The sequence below is a fragment of the Micromonospora sp. CNZ285 genome, assembly GCF_004637285.1.
Genome location: NZ_SPQD01000001.1, coordinates 3,569,281 through 3,589,068 on the forward strand (window position 1 = coordinate 3,569,281; position 19,788 = coordinate 3,589,068).

General features: G+C 74.1%; 15 protein-coding genes. 10 read left to right on the forward strand and 5 right to left on the reverse strand.

What is annotated here, in order from left to right:
* Positions 1-1,049: 1,049 nt before the first annotated feature.
* Together CLT75_RS16015 and CLT75_RS16020 are read left to right on the forward strand one after the other, a co-directional pair.
* Entirely contained in the window at positions 1,050-3,299 is a 2,250-nt protein-coding gene (locus CLT75_RS16015; protein ID WP_486485187.1) for a WG repeat-containing protein, read from the forward strand.
* A gap of 25 nt (positions 3,300-3,324) precedes the next feature.
* On the forward strand, positions 3,325-4,323 hold the full coding sequence (locus CLT75_RS16020; RefSeq protein ID WP_135241361.1) for an aldo/keto reductase family protein: 999 nt from the start codon (positions 3,325-3,327) through the stop codon (positions 4,321-4,323).
* A gap of 52 nt (positions 4,324-4,375) precedes the next feature.
* Here the strand turns inward: CLT75_RS16020 and CLT75_RS16025 are convergent, their stop codons facing one another.
* Together CLT75_RS16025 and CLT75_RS16030 are read right to left on the reverse strand one after the other, a co-directional pair.
* A complete protein-coding gene (locus CLT75_RS16025) occupies positions 4,376-5,170 on the reverse strand; it encodes a site-2 protease family protein (protein WP_135241362.1) in 795 nt (264 codons plus the stop codon).
* Positions 5,167-5,367, reverse strand: coding sequence for a hypothetical protein (locus tag CLT75_RS16030; RefSeq protein WP_135241363.1), 201 nt, complete (start codon positions 5,365-5,367; stop codon positions 5,167-5,169). Before CLT75_RS16030 ends, CLT75_RS16025 begins: the two co-directional genes overlap by 4 nt.
* A 280-nt stretch (positions 5,368-5,647) precedes the next feature.
* Between CLT75_RS16030 and CLT75_RS16035 the strand changes: the two genes are divergently transcribed.
* From CLT75_RS16035 to CLT75_RS16045, 3 genes are all read left to right on the forward strand, one after another.
* Positions 5,648-7,771 carry a bifunctional adenosylcobinamide kinase/adenosylcobinamide-phosphate guanylyltransferase gene (locus tag CLT75_RS16035; protein ID WP_135241364.1) on the forward strand — a complete coding sequence of 708 codons (2,124 nt, stop codon included), beginning with the start codon at positions 5,648-5,650 and terminating at the stop codon, positions 7,769-7,771.
* Complete coding sequence (gene cobS, locus CLT75_RS16040; protein ID WP_135241365.1) at positions 7,761-8,534, forward strand: adenosylcobinamide-GDP ribazoletransferase; 774 nt, start codon at positions 7,761-7,763, stop codon at positions 8,532-8,534. The genes CLT75_RS16035 and cobS overlap by 11 nt, the downstream gene beginning before the upstream one ends.
* 63 nt (positions 8,535-8,597) lie before the next feature.
* Complete coding sequence (locus CLT75_RS16045; RefSeq protein ID WP_135241366.1) at positions 8,598-9,887, forward strand: DUF2314 domain-containing protein; 1,290 nt, start codon at positions 8,598-8,600, stop codon at positions 9,885-9,887.
* A 10-nt stretch (positions 9,888-9,897) separates the two neighbouring features.
* Here the strand turns inward: CLT75_RS16045 and gcvT are convergent, their stop codons facing one another.
* A complete protein-coding gene (gcvT, locus tag CLT75_RS16050; protein WP_135241367.1) occupies positions 9,898-11,022 on the reverse strand; it encodes a glycine cleavage system aminomethyltransferase GcvT in 1,125 nt (374 codons plus the stop codon).
* Between the two features lie 166 nt (positions 11,023-11,188).
* On the opposite strand from gcvT, the gene CLT75_RS16055 reads away from it, so the two are divergent.
* Positions 11,189-12,757 carry a leucyl aminopeptidase gene (locus CLT75_RS16055; protein WP_135241368.1) on the forward strand — a complete coding sequence of 523 codons (1,569 nt, stop codon included), beginning with the start codon at positions 11,189-11,191 and terminating at the stop codon, positions 12,755-12,757.
* Between the two features lie 55 nt (positions 12,758-12,812).
* On the opposite strand, the gene CLT75_RS16060 is transcribed toward CLT75_RS16055, so the two are convergent.
* Positions 12,813-13,142 (reverse strand): hypothetical protein, encoded by a 330-nt coding sequence (locus CLT75_RS16060; protein WP_013287729.1) that lies wholly within the window; start codon positions 13,140-13,142, stop codon positions 12,813-12,815.
* A 178-nt stretch (positions 13,143-13,320) separates the two neighbouring features.
* Between CLT75_RS16060 and lpdA the strand changes: the two genes are divergently transcribed.
* Both lpdA and sucB read left to right on the forward strand, forming a co-directional pair.
* The gene (gene lpdA / locus CLT75_RS16065; RefSeq protein ID WP_135241369.1) at positions 13,321-14,712 is read left to right on the forward strand and encodes a dihydrolipoyl dehydrogenase; all 1,392 of its coding nucleotides are present in this window, start codon (positions 13,321-13,323) and stop codon (positions 14,710-14,712) included.
* 66 nt (positions 14,713-14,778) lie between these two features.
* Complete coding sequence (sucB, locus tag CLT75_RS16070; protein ID WP_135241370.1) at positions 14,779-16,632, forward strand: 2-oxoglutarate dehydrogenase, E2 component, dihydrolipoamide succinyltransferase; 1,854 nt, start codon at positions 14,779-14,781, stop codon at positions 16,630-16,632.
* A gap of 62 nt (positions 16,633-16,694) precedes the next feature.
* Here the strand turns inward: sucB and CLT75_RS16075 are convergent, their stop codons facing one another.
* Positions 16,695-17,630 carry an SDR family NAD(P)-dependent oxidoreductase gene (locus CLT75_RS16075; RefSeq protein ID WP_135241371.1) on the reverse strand — a complete coding sequence of 312 codons (936 nt, stop codon included), beginning with the start codon at positions 17,628-17,630 and terminating at the stop codon, positions 16,695-16,697.
* A 147-nt stretch (positions 17,631-17,777) separates the two neighbouring features.
* Here CLT75_RS16075 and CLT75_RS16080 point away from each other — a divergent pair, with 147 nt between their 5' ends.
* Positions 17,778-18,344 (forward strand): TetR/AcrR family transcriptional regulator, encoded by a 567-nt coding sequence (locus CLT75_RS16080; RefSeq protein WP_135241372.1) that lies wholly within the window; start codon positions 17,778-17,780, stop codon positions 18,342-18,344.
* Positions 18,345-18,388: 44 nt separating this feature from the next.
* Positions 18,389-19,723, forward strand: coding sequence for a low temperature requirement protein A (locus CLT75_RS16085; protein WP_135241373.1), 1,335 nt, complete (start codon positions 18,389-18,391; stop codon positions 19,721-19,723).
* Positions 19,724-19,788: the final 65 nt, after the last annotated feature.

Here is a 19,788-nt window from a genome sequence, read left to right on the forward strand (position 1 = left end):
CCGACCCGGAAGCACAGGCGGCTCGGCCCACGGCAGGCACGGGCGCCCGTCCCGTTCCGCACACGGACGCCAACCGCCCCGAAGCCGACGCCGGAGCGACGCCCCGAGCGGGCACCCGACCCGAGCCGGCCACGGGCACTGGCACTGGCACTGGCACTGGCACTGGCACTGGCACTGGCACCAACGGTCCCGTGTCCGGCGCGTACTCCGGAGCGACGCCCGACACGAACGCCCGCGCGGTCCCGGACAGGGAGATCGATCGCCCGGTAGCCGACCCGCATCTCCGAACCATGCCCGGCACCCCGACTACGCCTGGCACAGATGCCGACCGTCGAGCGGTCGACGCGCACGCCGAGACGACGCCGCCCCGGACGGTCACCCAGGCCACGCCGACCACGGGCACCGGCCAGCCCGAGACCGGTGTGCACGCCCCAGTGAAGGAGGGCAACCGGGGAGCCGGTGCAGGCACCCGGCCCGAGTCCCGCTCGGACGGAAGCCGGCCCGATGCCGAAGCGGACGTGGAAGCCACGTCCACTACGGACATCGTCCCTCCGGAAGCTGACGCGGACACCCGGCCCGTACAGGGCGCGGACCGCCTCGGAGCCGACGCGTCCTCTGACCGGAGCGACACGCCGTCGGCGAACGGCCGACCGGCGGAGAAGACACCTTCGCCGTCCCCCGGCGCCGAGGCATGGTTCCGCCCGAACCAGTCCGCCGAAGCCCCGAAACCGCCGGAGATCTTGGACGATTTCGGCCCCTCTGGGGGCCCTTTCGTACCAAGATCTCTGCCCGGCCAGGACTCGATCGCGCCGCTGGGTGGCGAGCGCGGTGGGGTGCCGTCTGCCGAGACGTCGGCGGCATCGCTCGGCGGGCCAGCGCTGGGCACGCACCCGACCGTTGACGACGAGTCCCCGGCTGTGGCGAGGGCCTCGGAAACGGCGGCGAAGGGGCCGGAAGCCGCAACGGCCGCAGCGGAGACGAACGCAGCGGACGCGAGGAAGAATCCGGAACTCGATGCCGTGGTGCCGGCAGGCGCTGCCGTGCTCACCATGCCCGATTCGAGCGCCGGTCCAGCACCGGCGTCCACTGCCGACGCGCCCGCGCCCACCAGCACCAGCACCGGCACCGGCACCGGCACCGGCACCAGCACCAGCACCAGCACCAGCACCAGCACCAGCACCAGCGAACCCGCGGGCACCCTCGACGCACCACCGGCACCCGAACTGGCACCCGCACCCGCGCCTGAACCGGCGCCGGCCCCCGCACCCGCACCCGCACCGGTCGTCACCGCGTCCGGCGTGGACGACGCCGATGCCCGCCGTGCCCGGTCCGGAGGAGCTGTCGCGTCAACTGCCGGCGCACCGGCCGATGCCGCGACGACCACCGGTTCACCGGCCGCACCCGTGGATACGCCGCTCACCCCGGCGGCCGAGCCTACGACGGCGGACACCAGCGTCCCCGCACCCGCCGGCCCGCCCGCCGAACCCGAGCCCGAGCCGCACAACGCGATGACTGCCGCACCCGAGCGGTCCAGTCCCGCGCCGGAGCGCACTCCGAACGATGTCGCCACCTCCGGCACCACCGAGACCCGGCAGGACGGCGCGGCACCGGAGACCACCGCCGACGAGACGACGCGCGAGACCGTCGCCGACGGCACAGCCCAGGAACCAGCGGCGGCCGACGGCACCGGCCGCTCCGCGCTCACACCGTCCACCCCGGAGCCGGTCGACACGTTCGCCGATGCGGACGCCGGCGCTGCCGCGCCCCCGCAACTGGCGCAAGCACAGGCCGAGGACGCCGAACCGACCCCGACCGGCACCGAGCACGACGCCGAACACGCCGGCAGCGCCGGCAGCGCCGAGCACACCGACAGCACCGACCACACCGACGACGACGCGCCGGATCGGCGTACCCCCGAAGTCGGAACCCACGACGGCGCCGCGCCGGCGACGGACACCGAACCTGCGGCGGACGCCGAGCCGCCGCCTCCTGTCGACCCGGAGCAGGCCCTCGCCGCGGTCGGCTGGGAACTGGATCCGCTGACGCTGCGCGAGCGGGCCCCCGACCCGGCGCAGCTGCGGGTGATCCGGGACGGGCTGACCGGCAAGCTGGACACCACGCTCGACAACCGCAGCCGGGCCCGGCTGCTGAGCCTGCGCGCGGTGGCGTCGCGGATCCTCGGTGACCTGAACGACGCGCTCGGGGACGCGCGGCTGGCCGTCACGTACGCGGAGGCCACCGGCGAGTTCCGGCGGACCGCGCTGGCCCGCGCGCGCCTCGCCGAGGCGCTGCGGTGGCGGGGTGACCACGCCGAGGCGGACCGGCTCTTCGCCGAGGCGAACTCGCCGGAGCTGCCGGACCGGCTGCGTGCGCTGCTGCACGAGCACGCCGGGCGGTGCTGCTTCGACCAGGGCCGGCTGACCGAGGCGTGCCTGCACTTCGAGCGGGCGCTGGACCTGCGTCACGGCGAGGACGCGCAGCTCAACGCCCGGGTCGAGGTCGCGCTGGACGCGGTCGCGGAGCGGGCCGCCGCCGATGGCTTCGGGCCCGCGCCGCGCCGGCCCGAGGAGGTGCTCGGCACGCCGCGTCCGCCGATGCCGACGTTCGACGAGGAGCATCAGCTCTGGGGGTACGCGGACGCCGACGGCGAGATGGTCATCGCGCACCGGTACGCCGAGGCGCAGCCGTTCCACGAGGGACTGGCCTGGGTACGGCGGCCGGAGGCGTCCCGGTGGGCGCTGATCGACACGTCCGGCGCGGCGCTGATCGAGGCGAACAACGGCTACCGGGCGGTGGTGCCCTTCTCGGAAGGGCTGTCCTGGGTGTCGATGGACGGCAAGAGCCGGTGGATGGCCGTCGACCGGATGAACATCGTGAAGATCCCGCCCGGGTACGAGGAGGCCAGGCCGTTCCGCAACGGCCTGGCGGCGGTACGGCAGAACGGCGGCTGGGGCGCGGTGGACCTGACCGGCGAGGTGGTGGTGCCGACCCGGTACCACCGCCTCGGCACGCCGCTGGTGGACGGGCGCGAGGTCGACGGGTTCACCGCCGACGGACTGGCGGTGGTCGAGCTGGCCGGCCGCCGGGGCGTGGTGGACCGGGCCGGCCGGGTGGTGGTGCCACCGGCGTACCCGACGGTGGTGGTGCACCCGGTGGCGTTCCTGGTCGCCGCCGAGTCGGGCCGGTGGGGCGCGCTGGACCGGCGCGGCGAGCCGCTCATCGACCCGGTGCACCCGGGCCGCGCGGCGGTGGTCGCGGAGATCGACCGGCTGCTCGCCGACGCCAGCCCGGTGCTCTGACCCGGGCGGGTCTAGGGTCGGGAGCATGGAATTCCGTCACCTGGGCCGCTCCGGCCTGATGGTCAGCGAGATCTCGTACGGCAACTGGATCACCCACGGCTCGCAGGTCGAGGAGGACGCGGCGGTCGCGTGCGTCCGCGCCGCGATCGACAGCGGCATCACCACCTTCGACACCGCCGACGTGTACGCGGGCACCCGCGCCGAGTCGGTGCTCGGCCGCGCGCTCAAGGGCGAGCGTCGCGAAGGGCTGGAGATCTTCACCAAGGTCTACTGGCCGACCGGTCCCGGCCGCAACGACAGGGGTCTGTCCCGCAAGCACATCATGGAGTCGATCGACGGCTCGCTGCGCCGCCTCCAGACCGACCACGTGGACCTCTACCAGGCCCACCGCTACGACTACAGCACTCCGCTGGAGGAGACGATGGAGGCCTTCGCCGACGTCGTCCGCTCCGGCAAGGCGCACTACATCGGCGTCTCCGAGTGGAAGGCGTCCCAGCTGCGTGAGGCGCACGCGCTGGCCCGTGAGCTGCGCATCCCGCTGATCTCGAACCAGCCGCAGTACTCGATGCTGTGGCGGGTCATCGAGACCGAGGTGGTCCCCACCAGCGAGGAGCTGGGCATCGGCCAGATCGTCTGGTCGCCGATGGCCCAGGGTGTGCTGTCCGGCAAGTACCTGCCGGGCCAGCCGCCGCCCGCCGGCTCCCGCGCGACCGATGAGAAGTCCGGTGCCGGGTTCATCGCCCGGTTCATGACCGACGACGTGCTCACCCGGGTGCAGCGGCTCAAGCCGCTGGCCGAGCAGGCCGGGCTGACCATGCCGCAGCTCGCCGTCGCCTGGGTGCTGCAGAACCCGAACGTCTCGTCGGCGATCATCGGCGCGTCCCGGCCGGAGCAGGTGCACGACAACGTGAAGGCGGCGGGCGTGAAGCTCGACGCCGACCTGCTCAAGGCGATCGACGAGATCGTCGAGCCGGTCACCGAGCGGGACCCGGCGAAGACCGAGAGCCCGGCTCAGCGCCCGTGACCTCGCGTCGTTCCCGGGCCGGCTCGCACCGGCCCGGGAACGGCCGGGCCGGCTACTCCCAGAAGCGGATCAGGGCGTAGCCGATCTGGTACAGCTCGCGCGGCAGGCCGAGCGCGTCGCCGACGGCGAAGACCGCGCCGAAGAACGCCCGGTTGATCTGCGGGCTCCACAGCAGCGCGAAGAGCAGAATGAAGCCGTACGGGGCGAACAGGTCGTACATCCGCCGGTAGGCGGGGCTGAGCCAGGGCTGGAGCATGTTGCCGCCGTCCAGGCCGGGCACCGGCAGCAGGTTGAGCACGCTGGCGGTGAGCTGGAGGAACGCGAGCAGCCCGACGCCGGCCCAGAACTCCAGCGGCCCGCCCAGTTCCGGCCCCCACGCCACCGCCGCGACCAGCACCAGCGTGAACAGCACGTTGGTGGCCGGACCGGCCAGGCTGACCAGCGTGTGCCGCAGCCGGCCGGGGATCGCGTGCCGGTCCACCCAGACCGCGCCGCCGGGCAGGCCGATGCCGCCGAGCAGCACCACGACCACCGGCAGCACGATCGACAGCAGCGGGCTGGTGTACTTCAGCGGGTTGAGCGTGAGATAGCCGCGGTGCGCGATGTCCCGGTCACCGGACCGGTACGCGACCACGGCGTGCGCGTACTCGTGCAGGCACAGCGAGACCAGCCAGCCGGACACGACGAAGAGGAACACGTCGAAGCCGACGTTGCCGTACCGGTTCCAGGTCATCACCCCGGCGGCGACGAACAGCGCCACCAGGGCCAGGAAGATCGGGCTGGGCCGGAACGCCGCCCGGGGCACGCCGAGGATCAGCGGCTCGCCCGGGCGGTCGTAGCCCGTCATTCGGCCGGGGGTTGCAGGCTCATCCGGTAGTCCACCCGGTCGTCCTCGACCAGCACGACTGTGGTGACGCCGGATGCCGCGAGCTCCCGCCAGGTCTGGCCGATCCACGACTCGGCGTCCGCCTGGCTCGGGAACGACTCGGCCGGCCCGTCGGCCGCGTCGCCGTTCGTGCCCTCGTACCGCCAGCTCCACGCCATGCCGCGTCTCCCCTCGCCGCCGTCGTCCCGTGGGACGCCAAACCTCCGCAAGCCTAGTCGGCCCCGCCGACGACGGCCCGCCACCACATGGATCATGCCGACCTGCCCCGCCCACCGCACCGTCGATCTTGCGGTTGCCGCCCCGACACAGCGGGCATTCCCGGCATCCCGGGGACCGCAAGCGCAAGATCGGCGGCGGGGAGCGGGCGGGGCGCGGGCGGGACGGCGGCGGGGAGGGGCGAGCTGCCCGGAACGCGGGCGGGCGAACTAAGGTACGGGCATGTCCGTTGACGGGTGGCACACCCTCCTGGTGCTCGGCGGTATCCGCTCCGGCAAGTCCGAGTTCGCCGAGTCACTGGTCGCCGACGCGCCCACGGTCCGGTACGTGGCCACCGCCCCGGCCGGCGATCCGGAGGACACCGAGTGGGCGACCCGCCTCGCGGCGCACCGCGCCCGCCGGCCGGGGAGCTGGAGCACCGAGGAGACCGCTGCGGACCCGGGCCGGCTGGTCGAGGTGATCGCCGCCGCCGGGCCGAACGAGACGCTGCTCGTGGACGACCTGGGCGGCTGGGTGACGGTGCTGCTCGACCCGGCCCACCAGCCCGCTGACGACACCGCGACGATCGCCGAGCTGGCCGAGGCGGTGCGGTCCAGCACCGCCCGGCTGGTGCTGGTCAGCCCCGAGGTGGGCCTGTCGCTGGTGCCCACCACGCCGCTGGGCCGGGCGTTCACCGACGCGCTGGGCGCGACCAACCGCGCGGTCGCCGACGCGTGCGACGCGGTCGCGCTCGTCGTCGCCGGTCAGACCGCCTGGCTGAAGCCGGCCACCCCGGCCCCCGCGCACGCCGTGCCGCCCGACGCCACGTCGCCCGAGGCCGAGCCCGGCCGCGCCGTCGCGCCCCAGCCCACGGCACCCCAGACCGCAGCACCCCAGACCGCAGCGGCCCAGACCGCAGCGCCCTACGCCGCAGCACCCTGGACCGCGGCACCCCAGCCCGCACCGAACCGGGCCGCACCGAACCAGACCGCACCGAACCAGACCGCGCCGGCCCAGGCCGTACCGGCCGACCTCGGTGCCGGGGACGTGACGCTGCCCGAGGTGCTCACCCCGGCCGCTGCCCCGGTGCCCGCCCCGGCCACGTCCGACGAGCCCGGTACGGGCGACTGGGCCGCACCCACCATGGCGCTGCCGATGATCGCCACCGGCCTGGTCATCCAGCCGGGCATGGAACTGCCGATGCCCGACGACTACACCGGACCGCAGGCGGTCGACCGGCTCGCCACCCTCGACATCCCCGGCGCCGGTCTCGGCGTGCTGGAGCAGGTGGTCGGCTTCGCGGCCGCCACCCAGGGCACCTCGACGCCGCGTCCGTGGGACTCGGTGCGCGTACTGCTGATCCGGGGCGACCACGAGGGCGGCGCGTCGGCCGGCGCGACGCCCGGTGAGTCGGCCCGCCGCGCCCGGCAGGCCCGGGCCGGCCGGGGCGCGCTGGCCCGGCTCGCCGCCGAGAACCGGGCCGGCCTGCAGATCGTCGAGGCGCCCGTCTCGGCGCCGATGGAGGACGGTCCGGCCCTGCCCGCCGACGAGGTCGAGGCGGCGCTGCGCTACGGCTGGCGGCTCGCCGAGCAGGCCGCCGACGCCGGGGTGCAGCTGCTGGTGCTCGCCGCGTGCGGCGCGGGCGCCGAGGCCGCCGCCGCGGCGGTGCTCGCGGCCACCGCTGGCGCGGAGCCGCCGACGGTGCTCGGCCGGGTGGTCACCGAGCAGGGCGAGATCGACGACACCGCCTGGATGATCCGCTGCGCGGCGGTGCGGGACGCGCTGCACCGCACCCGGCGCTCCGCCCGGGAGGCCAAGGACGTGCTGGCCGAGCTGGGTGGCGGCGACATCGCGCTGGCCACCGGCGTGCTGCTGGGCGTCACCGCCCGCAGGGTGCCGGTGCTGCTGGACGGGCCGGTCGGCACCGCCGCCGCCATGGTCAGCCGCGACCTGGCCGGGCAGGCCCGGCACTGGTGCCTGCTGCCCGACCACGGCGGCCGTCCGGGCGTGCGGCTCGCCGCCGACGTGCTCGGCCTGACCCCGCTGGTGGACCTGCGGCTCGACCTGGGCGAGGGGGCGACTGCGCTGGCCGCGCTGCCGCTGCTGCGCTCCGCGCTGACGCTCGCCGCCACGCTGCCGGTGCACCCGTCGCTGGGCGGCCCCGACGACAGCGACACCGACGACGCCGCCGGCGACCGCACCAGCCCCGGCACCGGCACCGGCACCGGCACCGGCAGCGACGACAGCGACGACGACCGGACCGGCGGCGGGGCCGAACCGGACTTCGCCGAGCCGGAGCCGGCCGGGCCGGGACCGACCACGATCGGGTCCGACGAGCCGGTCTCCCCCGGCCGACGTGCCGACTGAGGCGCGGCTCGCCGACGGCATCCGGCTGGCGCTCACCACGTTCACCACCCTCCCGGTACGCGCCGGGCGGGTCGACCGGTCCGCCGCCGGTACCGCGATGGCGCTCGCCCCGCTGGTCGGCGCGCTGCTCGGTGCCGTACTCGGCGGGGTGCTGCTGCTCACCGGCGCGCTCGCGCCACCGCTCGTCGCCGCGGTGGTCACCGTAGGGCTGGGCGCGCTGCTCACCCGGGGCCTGCACCTGGACGGGCTGGCCGACACCGTGGACGCGCTCGGCTCGTACCGGCGTGGTCCGGCCGCGCTGGAGATCATGAAGCAGCCGGACGTCGGCCCGTTCGGGGTGGTCGCGCTGGTGGTCGTACTCCTGCTCCAGAGCGCGGTGCTCGCGGAGCTGGCCGGCCGGGACGCGCTCGCCGCGTTCGCCGCCGTGGTCGCGGCCACCGCGGCCGGGCGGCTCGCCGTCGGCCTGGCCTGCCGGCGCGGCGTGCCGGCGGCCCGGCCGGAGGGCCTGGGCGCGCTCGTCGCCGGCACTGTCGGTTGGGGCGCGCTGGCGCTCGGCGCGGTCGCCGTCGCGCTGGCGGCCGTGCCTGCGGTGCCGGACCGTCCGTGGCAGGGGCCGCTCGCCGTGCTCGGCGCGCTCGCCGTCGCGGCCGGGCTGCTGCGGCACCTGGTACGCCGCTTCGGCGGCATCACCGGCGACGTGCTCGGAGCGCTCGTGGAGATCGTCACCACGCTGTCCTACCTGGGACTGGTGCTGACCGGCTGAGCGTCACCGGTCCGGGCGGGTAGCGTTCGGGGCGAGTGCACCGGCGCGGTCGAGGGGGACGGCATGCTCATCACGGACGACTTCCTGCCGGTACCGGTGCCCGAGTCGCTCGACGCGACGTACCTGGTACCGATCACCGGGCTGCCCAAGGTGAGCCCGAAGACCGCTGTGGAAGGGCTGGCCGGCCGGCTCGCCGAACCGGTCCACGGGCTGGCCCGGCAGATGCTCGACAGCCCGCTGATGACGGTGGACACCCGCACCGTCGACGAGTTCCCCGAGCTGCCGCCGGACCTGCTCACCGCGTTCGGCGCCACCGAGGAGCAGCTGGCCCGGCTGGCCGCCGCCACCCACCTCGTGGTGGTGCAGGCCGAGTACCGGCCGGGCTGGCCGCCCGCGCACGAGTGGGCCGCCCGCGCGGTCGCCGCCGCGGTCGCCGAGACGGTCGGCGGGGACGTGGTGGACGTCTTCGGGCTCCAGTTCCTCGACCCGGCGGCGGCGCTGCGCTCGCTGCCCGACGAGCAGGGCCGGATCCGGCTTGTCGACTGGGTGCTGGTGCCCTACTCCTCGGACTCCGACGGGCTGTGGTTCACCACGAAAGGGCTGCGCCGGTTCGGGCTGCTGGAGTTGCAGGCGCAGGGCGTACCGGACCACCTGACCCGGGCGTGGGGCGCGGTGATGACCGGCGCGGCCCGGCGGCTGCTGCGGGACTGGACCGACGGGCTGGCCGGTGAGGAGGTGCCGGCGTTCGTGCAGCTTCCCGTGCTGGCCACGGTGACCGGGCACGACATCGCGGTGGCGTACGGCAATCCGGAGCAGCACGGCGCGACCGCGCCGGTGCTGCTGCGGCTGGAGCTGGACCCGGCCACCGACCCGGACGCCGACTCGTTCCTCAGCCTGAACCCGCCGCCCGGGCATCCGGGTCCGCCCGGCCGCTACTTCGCCGCCGCCTGCGCGACGCTGTTCAACGGCATCCAGCCGGACGTGCGCTACACCCGCACCGGGGACGCGATGAGCCGCGCGGTGGAGACCGCCCGGGAGGCGCTCGGCGACATCCGGGCCCGGTTCCTGGCCGGGCGGCTGCCCGAGGAGAGCCAGCTCGTGGTCAAGTACGGCCTGCCCGGCGACGACGGCCCCGAGTACGTCTGGGCCGGGGTGACCTCGTGGGACACCCCGGAACGGATCGTCGGCGCGAGCGCCAGCGACGCCAACACCGACCCGAGCGTGCGGATCGGCTCGCCGGTGGTGGTGGAGGCGTCGGACGTGGTCGACTGGGCCGTGCTGGACGGCACCGGCGTGCTGGAGGGCGGCTGGACGCAGGCAGTCCTCGACGCCGGGGAGCGCGGCGAGGACTGACCCGCGCGGCTCAGCGCACCGAGGGCTTGACGAACGGCGGCCTGGTCAGGCGCATCCGGGCGCGGCGGCCCCGGATGTCCACCTCCAGCTCGTCGCCGTCGGCCAGCCTCGGGTTGGTGTCGACGAGCGCCAGCGCGACGCCGTGCTTGAGCGTCGGGCTGAACGTGCCGCTGGTGACGGTGCCGACCTGGCGGTCGCCCGCGTACACGGCCATGCCGGGGCGCGGGATGGCCCGGTCGACGGCGGTGAGGCCGCGCAGCGTACGGGCCGGGCCGGCGGCCTTCTCGGCGCGCAGCGCGTCGCGGCCCCAGAACGCCGGCTTGTCCCAGCCCACCGCCCAGCCGGAGCGGCCCTGCACCGGGGTGATCTCCGGGGACAGGTCCTGCCCGTGCAGCGGGTAGCCCATCTCGGTGCGCAGCGTGTCCCGGGCGGCCAGGCCGCAGGCGCGTACGTCGTCGGCGGCGGCGAAGAGCGCGTCCCAGACGGCGACCGCGTGCTCGGCCGGGACGACCAGCTCGTAGCCCAGCTCGCCGGTGTAGCCGGTGCGGCACACGGTCAGCTCCACCCCGTCGAGCGTGGCGGTGGAGAAACTCATGTAGTCGTGCCCGGTGGGCAGGCCGAGCGCGCCCAGCAGGTCCGCCGAGCGCGGTCCCTGGACGGCGAGCACCGCGTACGCCTCGTGCTCGTCGGTGACGGTGACGCCCGCGGGCGCGGCGGCGCGCAGCCGGCGGGCCACCTCGGCGGTGTTCGCGGCGTTGGGGATCAGGAAGACGTGGTCGTCGGCATGCAGGTAGGCGATGATGTCGTCCACCACGCCGCCGGTGGCGTCGTCGCAGCAGAGCGTGTACTGCGCCTGACCGGGGGCGATCCGCCCGAGGTCGTTGGTGAGGCAGGCGTTGACGAAGTCCGCCGCGCCCGGCCCGGTGACCCGGATCTTGCCCAGGTGCGAGACGTCGAACACGCCGACGCCCTCGCGGACGGCCGTGTGCTCCTTGAGCACGCCGCCACCGGCGTATTCGAGGGGCATCTGCCAGCCCCCGAAGGGGGCGAACTTCGCGCCGAGCGCGGTGTGCCGCTCGTGCAGCGGGGAGCGGCGCAGCCGGGTCTCGGCGGCGTCGGAGGTCACCTCGGTCATGGGTGGCAACTTACCGGCCCGGACCGCTGTGGTTAGCATCGGCGGGATCCCGTCGGCACGCATCGGCGGGACAGCCACGCCTCCCGGCGGGTAGGTTGCCGCCGGAGACACCTTCATCGCCGGTACGCGACGACGCGGCCGGCCCGGCCCGCCCGGAGTAGCTTTCGTGACATCGCCCCGCACCACCCTCAGCCTGGTCGACACCGACCCCGCCGAACTCGCCGTCGACGCGATCGTGATCGGCGTGCACAGCCAGACCACCGAGCCGGGCAGCGGCGCATCCGCCCACGCCCTGCTGCTGGCGACCGGCGGGGAGAGCATCGCCGCCGCGTTCGACGGAAAGCTGACCGAGACGCTGGCCCTGCTCGGCGCGACAGGTGGCCCGGGCGAGGTGATCAAGCTAGCCACGCTGGGCACCGTGACCGCCCCGCTGGTCGTGGCCGTCGGCCTCGGCCCGGAGCCCTCGGGCGCCGCCCCGGCCCCGGAGTCGCTGCGCCGGGCCGCCGGTGCCGCGGTGCGGGCGCTGGCCGGCGCCCCGCGCGTCGCGCTGGCCCTGCCGCTGCCCGACGACGCCGACGCCCCGGCCGCGCTGCGCGCGGTCGCCGAGGGCGCGCTGCTGGGCGGCTACCGGTTCGCCGGCTACAAGACCAAGCCGCAGCCGGCCCGGCGTGAGCCGGTGGCCGAGGTGCTGGTGGCGGTGCCGGACGCGGCCGACGCGACCGCCCAGGCCGAGATCGCGCGGGCGCAGGCCGTGGCCGGCGCGGTGCGGACCAGCCGGGACTGGGTGAACACCGCCCCGAACGAGCTGCGTCCCCCGGCGTTCGCCGACGTCGTCTCCGCCGCCGCCCGCGAGGCGGGGCTGGAGGTCGAGGTGCTGGACGAGGCGGCGCTGAAGGCCGGCGGCTACGGCGGCATCCTCGCCGTCGGCCAGGGCTCCGAGGCCCCGCCGCGGCTGGTGAAGCTCACCTACACGCCCGAGGGCGGCGGCAACGGCAAGCGGGTCGCGCTGGTCGGCAAGGGCATCACGTTCGACACCGGCGGCATCTCGATCAAGCCGGCGCAGGGCATGTGGGAGATGAAGTCGGACATGGCGGGCGCGGCGGCGGTCGGCGCGGCCATGCTGGCGGTCGCGGCGCTCAAGCCGTCGGTGACCGTCACCGGCTACCTGCCGATGGCGGAGAACATGCCGTCGGGCACCAGCTACCGGCCGGGCGACGTGATCAGCATGTTCAACGGCAAGAAGGTGGAGGTGCTCAACACCGACGCCGAGGGCCGGATGGTGCTGGCCGACGCGATGGCGCGGGCCTGCGCGGACGGCGCGGACTACCTGTTCGAGACCTCCACGCTGACCGGCGGCCAGGTGATCGCGCTGGGCAAGCGGATCGCCGGTGTGATGGGCACCCCGGAGCTGTGCGAGCGGGTGCGGGTGGCCGGTGACGCGACCGGCGAGCCGGCCTGGCCGATGCCGCTGCCGGACGACGTGCGCAAGGGCATGGAGTCGGACGTCGCGGACATCTCGCAGGTCAACGCCGGGATGGACCGGGCCGGGCACATGCTGCAGGGCGGCGTGTTCCTGCGCGAGTTCGTCACCGACGACGTGGCGTGGGCGCACATCGACATCGCCGGTCCGGGCTACCACTCGGGTGAGGCGACCGGCTACTGGACCAAGGGCGGCACCGGCGTGCCGGTGCGTACGCTCGTGCACCTGGTCGAGGACGTCGCCACCAACGGCTGACCGACGCGTACGACGAGGGGCCTCCGGCGACGCCGGGGGCCCCTTTCGCGTGGTCTCAGAACAGCTCGGGGCGGCGCTTGCGGCGCTCGTTGTAGTCGCGCATCCGCTGCGGATAGCCCATCAGCCGCACGTCGTAGATCGGAATGGCGATCCGGTGCGCCCAGCGGCGGGCCTCGTCCGGCCCGCCGACACGCCGCCGGGTCCACTCGCCGTCGTCGGCGATCAGCATGATCGTGGTCTCGGTGACCGTCGTACGGGGCTCGATGTACGCCTCGACGCCCTTGCGGGTCCGGACGAAGTTCTCCAGATGGTCCAGATCGGCGCGGTCGGCGGCGCGGTCGCGGCTCGCCGGGGCCGCCCGCTTGCGTCGTCGGAACAGCCCCACCGAATCCACTCCTCCCCCAAGCCGTCATCGAAGACGGTGCCAAGGGTACGTGTCACCGACGTGTCGTTGGGCACCTCGGTACGCGCCCGGTCCGTGGTGGTGACAAGATGACCGAGGTGGGGTGTGCCTGTTACTCCGCCGTAACCCCCGATGCAGTGACGCGACCTGGGAGTTGGATGTGAGCGAGCCGAACGACACGACCTTCGACATCGTCATCCTCGGAGGTGGTAGCGGCGGCTACGCGGCGGCGCTGCGTGCCGCCCAGCTGGACCTCTCCGTCGCCCTCATCGAGAAGAGCAAGCTGGGCGGGACCTGCCTGCACAACGGGTGCATCCCGACCAAGGCGCTGCTGCACGCCGCCGAGATCGCCGACCAGACCCGCGAGTCCGAGCAGTTCGGCGTGAAGGCCGAGCTGGTCGGCATCGACATGAAGGCGGTCAACTCGTACAAGGACGGCGTGATCTCCCGCCTGTACAAGGGCCTCCAGGGCCTGGTGGGCAGCAGCAAGAAGATCACCTTCGTGGCCGGCGCGGGCAAGCTGGTCGGCAAGAACGTCGTCGAGGTGGACGGCAAGCGCTACACCGGCCGCAACGTCGTGCTGGCCTCCGGCTCGTACGCGAAGAGCCTGCCCGGCCTGGACGTCGACGGTGAGCGGATCATCACCAGCGACCACGCCCTGACCCTGGACCGCGTCCCGTCGTCGGCGATCGTCCTCGGCGGCGGCGTGATCGGCGTCGAGTTCGCCAGCGTCTGGAAGTCCTTCGGCGTGGACGTGACCATCGTCGAGGCGCTGCCCCGCCTGGTCGCCGCCGAGGACGAGGAGTCGTCGAAGGCGCTGGAGCGGGCGTTCCGCAAGCGGAAGATCAACTTCAAGGTCGGCAAGCCGTTCGAGAAGGTCGAGAAGACCGACAAGGGCGTGAAGCTGACCATCTCCGGCGGCGACACGGTCGAGGCCGAGCTGCTGCTGGTCGCCGTGGGCCGCGGCCCGAACACCGCCGGCCTCGGCTACGAGGAGCAGGGCGTCAAGATGGACCGCGGCTACGTGCTGACCGACGAGCGGCTGCGCACCAGCGTGCCGAACGTCTACGCGGTCGGCGACATCGTGCCCGGCCTGCAGCTCGCGCACCGCGGCTTCCAGCAGGGCATCTTCGTCGCCGAGGAGATCGCCGGGAAGAACCCGGCCGTGATCGACGAGGCCGGCATCCCGCGCGTCACCTACTGCGACCCGGAGCTTGCGTCGGTCGGCCTGACCGAGGCGAAGGCCAAGGAGCAGTACGGCGCCGACAAGATCAAGACCTACAACTACAACCTGGGCGGCAACGGCAAGAGCCAGATCCTCAAGACCGCCGGCCACGTGAAGCTGGTCCGGGTGGACGACGGCCCGGTGGTCGGCGTGCACATGGTCGGCGCCCGGGTCGGTGAGCTGATCGGCGAGGCGCAGCTCATCTACAACTGGGAGGCGTACCCGGCCGAGGTGGCGCAGCTCGTGCACGCCCACCCGACGCAGAACGAGGCTCTGGGCGAGGCGCACCTGGCCCTGGCCGGCAAGCCGCTGCACGCGCACGCCTGACACGACAACCGCGGCGTCCGGCGACGGGCGATGATCCCACCAGGGGAATGAAGGAGTCTGGAGAACATGCCGGTATCGGTCACCATGCCCCGGCTCGGCGAGAGCGTCACCGAGGGCACCGTCACGCGCTGGCTCAAGCAGGAGGGTGACACCGTCGAGGTCGACGAGCCCCTGCTCGAGGTGTCGACCGACAAGGTCGACACCGAGATCCCGTCCCCCGCGGCGGGCGTGCTGAGCCGGATCGTGGTCGGCGAGGACGAGACCGCCGAGGTCGGCAGCGAGCTGGCGGTCATCGCTGGCGAGGGCGAGGACGCGGGCGCGGCTCCCACCGAGGAGGCCGAGCCGGCCACCGAGCCGACGGCCGCCGCCGAGGGCACCGGCCCCGAGCCGGAGCAGGCCGAGGAGGCCGCCGCCGAGCCGGGCGCCGAAGCCGAGCAGCCGGCCGTCGAGGAGCCGGCCGAGCCCGCCGCGCCGTCGGGCGAGGGCACGCCGGTGACCATGCCGGCCCTGGGTGAGAGCGTCACCGAGGGCACCGTCACCCGCTGGCTCAAGCAGGTCGGCGAGACCGTCGAGGTGGACGAGCCGCTGCTGGAGGTCTCCACCGACAAGGTCGACACCGAGATCCCGTCGCCGGTCGCCGGCACGCTGCAGGAGATCAAGGTCGCCGAGGACGAGACCGCCGACGTCGGCGCCGTGCTGGCGATCGTCGGGGTGGCCGGCGCCGCGCCCGCGCCCGCGAAGGCGGAGGCGAAGCCCGAGCCCAAGCCGGAGCCGAAGGCCGAGGCGAAGCCCGAGCCCAAGCCGGAGCCGAAGCCGGAGCCCAAGGTCGAGGAGCCCACGCCGGGCGCGTCCTACAACGAGCCGGCCGCCGAGGCGGAGCAGGCCGCGCAGCCGGCCAAGGCCGAGGCGGCGGCCCAGCCGGCCGCGCCGGCCGCCGCGCAGCGCCCGAGCGTTCCGGCCGAGTACGGCGAGGACGCCGCCGGGTACGTGACGCCGCTGGTGCGCAAGCTCGCCGCCGAGCACGGCGTGGACCTGGGCTCGATCAAGGGCACCGGCGTGGGTGGCCGCATCCGTAAGCAGGACGTGCTGGAGGCGGCCGAGAAGGCGAAGGCCGCCAAGCCGGAGCCGGCCGCCGCCGCACCGGCCGCCAAGGCCGAGGCCCCGGCCAAGCCGGCCGCCAAGCCGGAGCCGAGCGCCAAGCGGGGCACCACGGAGAAGCTGCCGCGGATCCGCGCCACCATCGCCAAGCGGATGCAGCAGTCGCTGCACGAGACGGCGCAGCTGACCACCGTCGTCGAGGTCGACGTCACCAAGGTCGCCAGGCTGCGGGCGCGGGCCAAGGACTCGTTCCAGGCCAAGCACGGCGTGAAGCTGTCCTTCCTGCCGTTCTTCGCGCTGGCCGCGATCGAGGCGCTCCAGACGTACCCGATCATCCAGGCCAGCATGGACCTGGACGGCGGGACGATCACGTACCCGGCCGCGGAGCACCTGGGCATCGCGGTGGACACCGAGCGCGGGCTGCTCGTACCGGTCATCCACAACGCCGGTGACCTCAACATGGGCGGCATCGCGAAGCGGATCGCCGACCTGGCCGAGCGCACCCGGGCCAACAAGATCACCCCGGACGAGATGGCCGGGGCGACGTTCACGCTCACCAACACCGGCAGCCGGGGCGCGCTGTTCGACACCCCGATCGTGCCGTCGCCGCAGTCGGCGATGCTCGGCACGGGTGCCGTGGTGAAGCGCCCGGTCGTGGTCAACGACCCGGAGCTGGGCGAGGTCGTGGCGATCCGGTCGATGGTCTACCTGGCCATGTCGTACGACCACCGGCTGATCGACGGCGCCGACGCGGCCCGCTTCCTCACCGCGGTGAAGGAGCGGCTGGAGGGCGGCAACTTCGAGGCCGAGCTGGGTCTGTAGATCCGAGACGGCGAGGGGGCGCGCGGCGACATGCCGCGCGCCCCCTTCCTCGTTTCCGCGGGTCAGCCGCGCAGGTGCGCCTCGGAGACGGTCCAGAGCTGCTCGGCGGCCTCCGGGTCCCGGGCGTACGCGGCCCAGCCGGTGCGGGTGCCCGGCTGGTTCGGGCCGGCCTCCTGGCAGTCCTCGAAGTACCGGCCGCCGACGCCGTCGAGCAGCGGCGAGGTGGCGACCAGCACCGAGGTCGCGGCGCCCTGTTCCGAGGTCTTGAAGGCGGCCGCGTTGCCGCTGCGCATCCGCGCCAACTCCTCCTCGCTGATGTAGCGCTGGAGGTTGGTCCGGATCGCACCGGGCATCAGCGCGTTGGTGTAGACGCCGTCGTCCGCCCAGCGGCGGGTCGCCTCCACCGCGAAGAGCACGTTCGCGGTCTTGGACTGCCCGTACGCCAGCCACGGGTCGTACGGCCGCTGCCGGAAGTGGATGTCGGAGAACACCACTGGTGAGCGCAGGTGCGCGGCCGAGCTGACCGAGACGATCCGCGCGCCGTCGGCCGCGGCGAGCGCCGGGCGCAGCCCGGTGGCGAGCGCGAAGTGCCCGAGGTGGTTGGTCGCGAACTGCATCTCCCAGCCCTGCTCGGTGCGCATCTCGGGCGAGGCCATGATCCCGGCGTTGTCGACGAGCATGTGCAGCGGCCCGTCCCAGGTTCGGACGAACGAGGCCACCGAGGCGAGGTCGGCGAGGTCGAGCGGCGCGACCAGGATCCGGTCGTTGCCGGTGGTGCCGGTGATGTCGTCGGCGGCGCGCTGCCCGGCCTCGGTGTTGCGGACGGCGAGGGTGACGTCCGCTCCGGCGGCGGCGAGCGCCCGGGCGGTCTCCACGCCGATCCCGGAGGCGCCGCCGGTGACGACGGCCCGCCGGCCTGTGAGGTCCAGGTCGCGGACCACCTCCAGGGCTGTGGTCTCGGCGGAGAACGGGGTGGTGACGGGTGTCGAGCTGGTCATGGTCCATCCTTGTCGACGGCGACGCGGACCGATGTCCGCCCGCTACTATGAGAAGCGGAGGATCCTCCGTTACTCCGCCAGCATAACCGGAGGGCACTCCGGTTACCATCGTGCCGGGCCGGCGACCCGGTCGAGGGAGGAGAGCCCGTGCCCGACCGACAGCTGCGCGCGGACGCGCTGCGCAACCGGCAGCGGCTGCTGGACGCCGCGGTCCAGGCGTTTTCCCAGGACGGCCCGGAGGTAACGCTGGACCGGGTCGCCAAGGAGGCCGGCGTCGGCATCGGCACGCTCTACCGCCACTTCCCCAGCCGGGAGGCGCTGATCGAGGCGGCGTACCGCAACGAGCTGGAGAAGCTCTGCGACGCCGCCCCGGCGCTGCTCGCGGCCCAGCCCGCCGACGCGGCGCTGCGCGCCTGGATGGACCGGTTCGTCGACTACCTCGCCACCAAGCGGGGCATGGCCGACGCGCTGCGGCTGGTGATCGCCTCCGGCGCCAACCCGTACGCGCAGAGCCGCGACCTGCTGCTCGCCGCGCTCGGGGCGCTGCTCGCGGCGGGCGCCGCCGCGGGTGTCGTACGCGCCGACGTGGCCGCCGCCGACGTGCTCGCCAGCCTCAGCGGGGTCTCCCTGGTGGCGGGCGAACCGGACCAGCGCGCCCAGGCCGGACGCCTGCTCGACTTGCTGATGGACGGCCTGCGCCACCGGCCGGGCTGACCGAATCGGCCACCCGGCCCGACCTGCGCTGACAGACTCGGCCGGTGGGCTCGTACGGGTGGCGCGGACGCCTGGGACCGGCGGTGCCGGTGGCCCCCGGTGCCCGGGTCGACCGGTTCGAGATCTTCTTCGACCTGGTCTTCGTCTTCTCGTTCTTCATCATCACCCGGGCCACCGCGCTCCAGGTGACCGGCGGGGCGCTGCTGCACGCGCTGCTGGTCCTCGCCGTGCTCTGGTGGTCGTGGGTGGTGCACAGCGTGGTGGCCACCCGGGTACGCCTCGGCGAGGGCTTCGTCCCGGTGCTCATGACAGTCGGCATGGCCGCGCTGTTCACGTTCGCGCTGTCCCTGCCGCACGCGTTCCGCGACCCGCGCGGCAACGAGGCCGGGCCGATGGTCGCGGCGCTCAGCTACACCGTCCTGCGGTTGATCCACCTGCTGCTGTACCGGCACGCGGTCCGGGACAGCCCGAACGAGCGTCGGCAACTCCTCCGGTTCGGCCCGGAACTGATCGGCAGCACCGCGCTGCTGCTGGTCGCCGCGCTGCTGCCGCCGAGAATCGACGACCTGTTCTCCGCGGCGGTGCTCCGGGACGTGCTGTGGGGCGGGGTCATCCTGCTCCAGTACGGCAGCGGCATGATCGCCGGCACCTGGGGCTGGGGCGTCTCGTCCGCCGAGCACTGGACCGAGCGGTACGACCTCATCCTGATCATCGCGCTGGGCGAGTCGGTCATCTCCGTCGGCGTCGGCAGCAACCTGCTCGGCCAGCCGCCCACCTGGCCGGCCGTGGCGGCGGCGGTGCTCGGCATCTTCTTCACCGCCGCGCTCTGGTGGGCGCACTACGACATGGTCGGGCCGGCCGCCCGGATCGCGTTGCACGCCGCGCAGGACGGCCCCCGGGTGGCGATGGCCCGGGACGCGTACGCGTACCTGTTCCTGCCGATGATCGCGGGCATCATCCTGTTCGCGCTCGGCGCCGAGACGATCGTGCACGGGATCGCCGACCCGAACGTGCCGCCGAGCGAACCGGCGCACGGCCCGGGCGTGCCGCTGCTGTTCGGCGGCGTGATCTGCTACCTCTGCGGCAACATGTTGTTCCAGCTCCGCACCCTGCGCACGGTGAGCTGGACCCGGGTCGGCACGGTGCTGCTGCTGGGCGTGACCATCCCGGTCGCGGAGCGGGTGCCGGGGCTGGCCGCGCTGGGCATGCTGACCGCGATCACCGTGGGTATGGTGGCCGTCGAGGTGATCGTCTTCGCCGAGGGCCGGCAGGCACTGCGCAAGCTGGTCTTCGAGGAGCGCACCAGCCACGAGGCGCACGAGGCGGCCTGGCGGGCCCGTTGGCACGAGCAACCCGAGGACCGCGACGAGAACGGGTGAACCACCTGCCCGCCGCCCTCGTGATACCTGTCGGCCCCGCACCGGGGCCGCAGACGAGGGATACG

Excerpts from the sequence above, each read along its gene's own strand:
- CLT75_RS16015 (WP_486485187.1), top strand. The coding sequence starts at position 1,050 with ATGCCCGATTCGAGCGCCGGTCCAGCACCGGCGTCCACTGCCGACGCG.
- CLT75_RS16020 (WP_135241361.1), top strand. The coding sequence starts at position 3,325 with ATGGAATTCCGTCACCTGGGCCGCTCCGGCCTGATGGTCAGCGAGATC.
- CLT75_RS16025 (WP_135241362.1), bottom strand. The coding sequence starts at position 5,170 with ATGACGGGCTACGACCGCCCGGGCGAGCCGCTGATCCTCGGCGTGCCC.
- CLT75_RS16030 (WP_135241363.1), bottom strand. The coding sequence starts at position 5,367 with ATGGCGTGGAGCTGGCGGTACGAGGGCACGAACGGCGACGCGGCCGAC.
- CLT75_RS16035 (WP_135241364.1), top strand. The coding sequence starts at position 5,648 with ATGTCCGTTGACGGGTGGCACACCCTCCTGGTGCTCGGCGGTATCCGC.
- CLT75_RS16045 (WP_135241366.1), top strand. The coding sequence starts at position 8,598 with ATGCTCATCACGGACGACTTCCTGCCGGTACCGGTGCCCGAGTCGCTC.
- gcvT (WP_135241367.1), bottom strand. The coding sequence starts at position 11,022 with ATGACCGAGGTGACCTCCGACGCCGCCGAGACCCGGCTGCGCCGCTCC.
- sucB (WP_135241370.1), top strand. The coding sequence starts at position 14,779 with ATGCCGGTATCGGTCACCATGCCCCGGCTCGGCGAGAGCGTCACCGAG.
- CLT75_RS16075 (WP_135241371.1), bottom strand. The coding sequence starts at position 17,630 with ATGACCAGCTCGACACCCGTCACCACCCCGTTCTCCGCCGAGACCACA.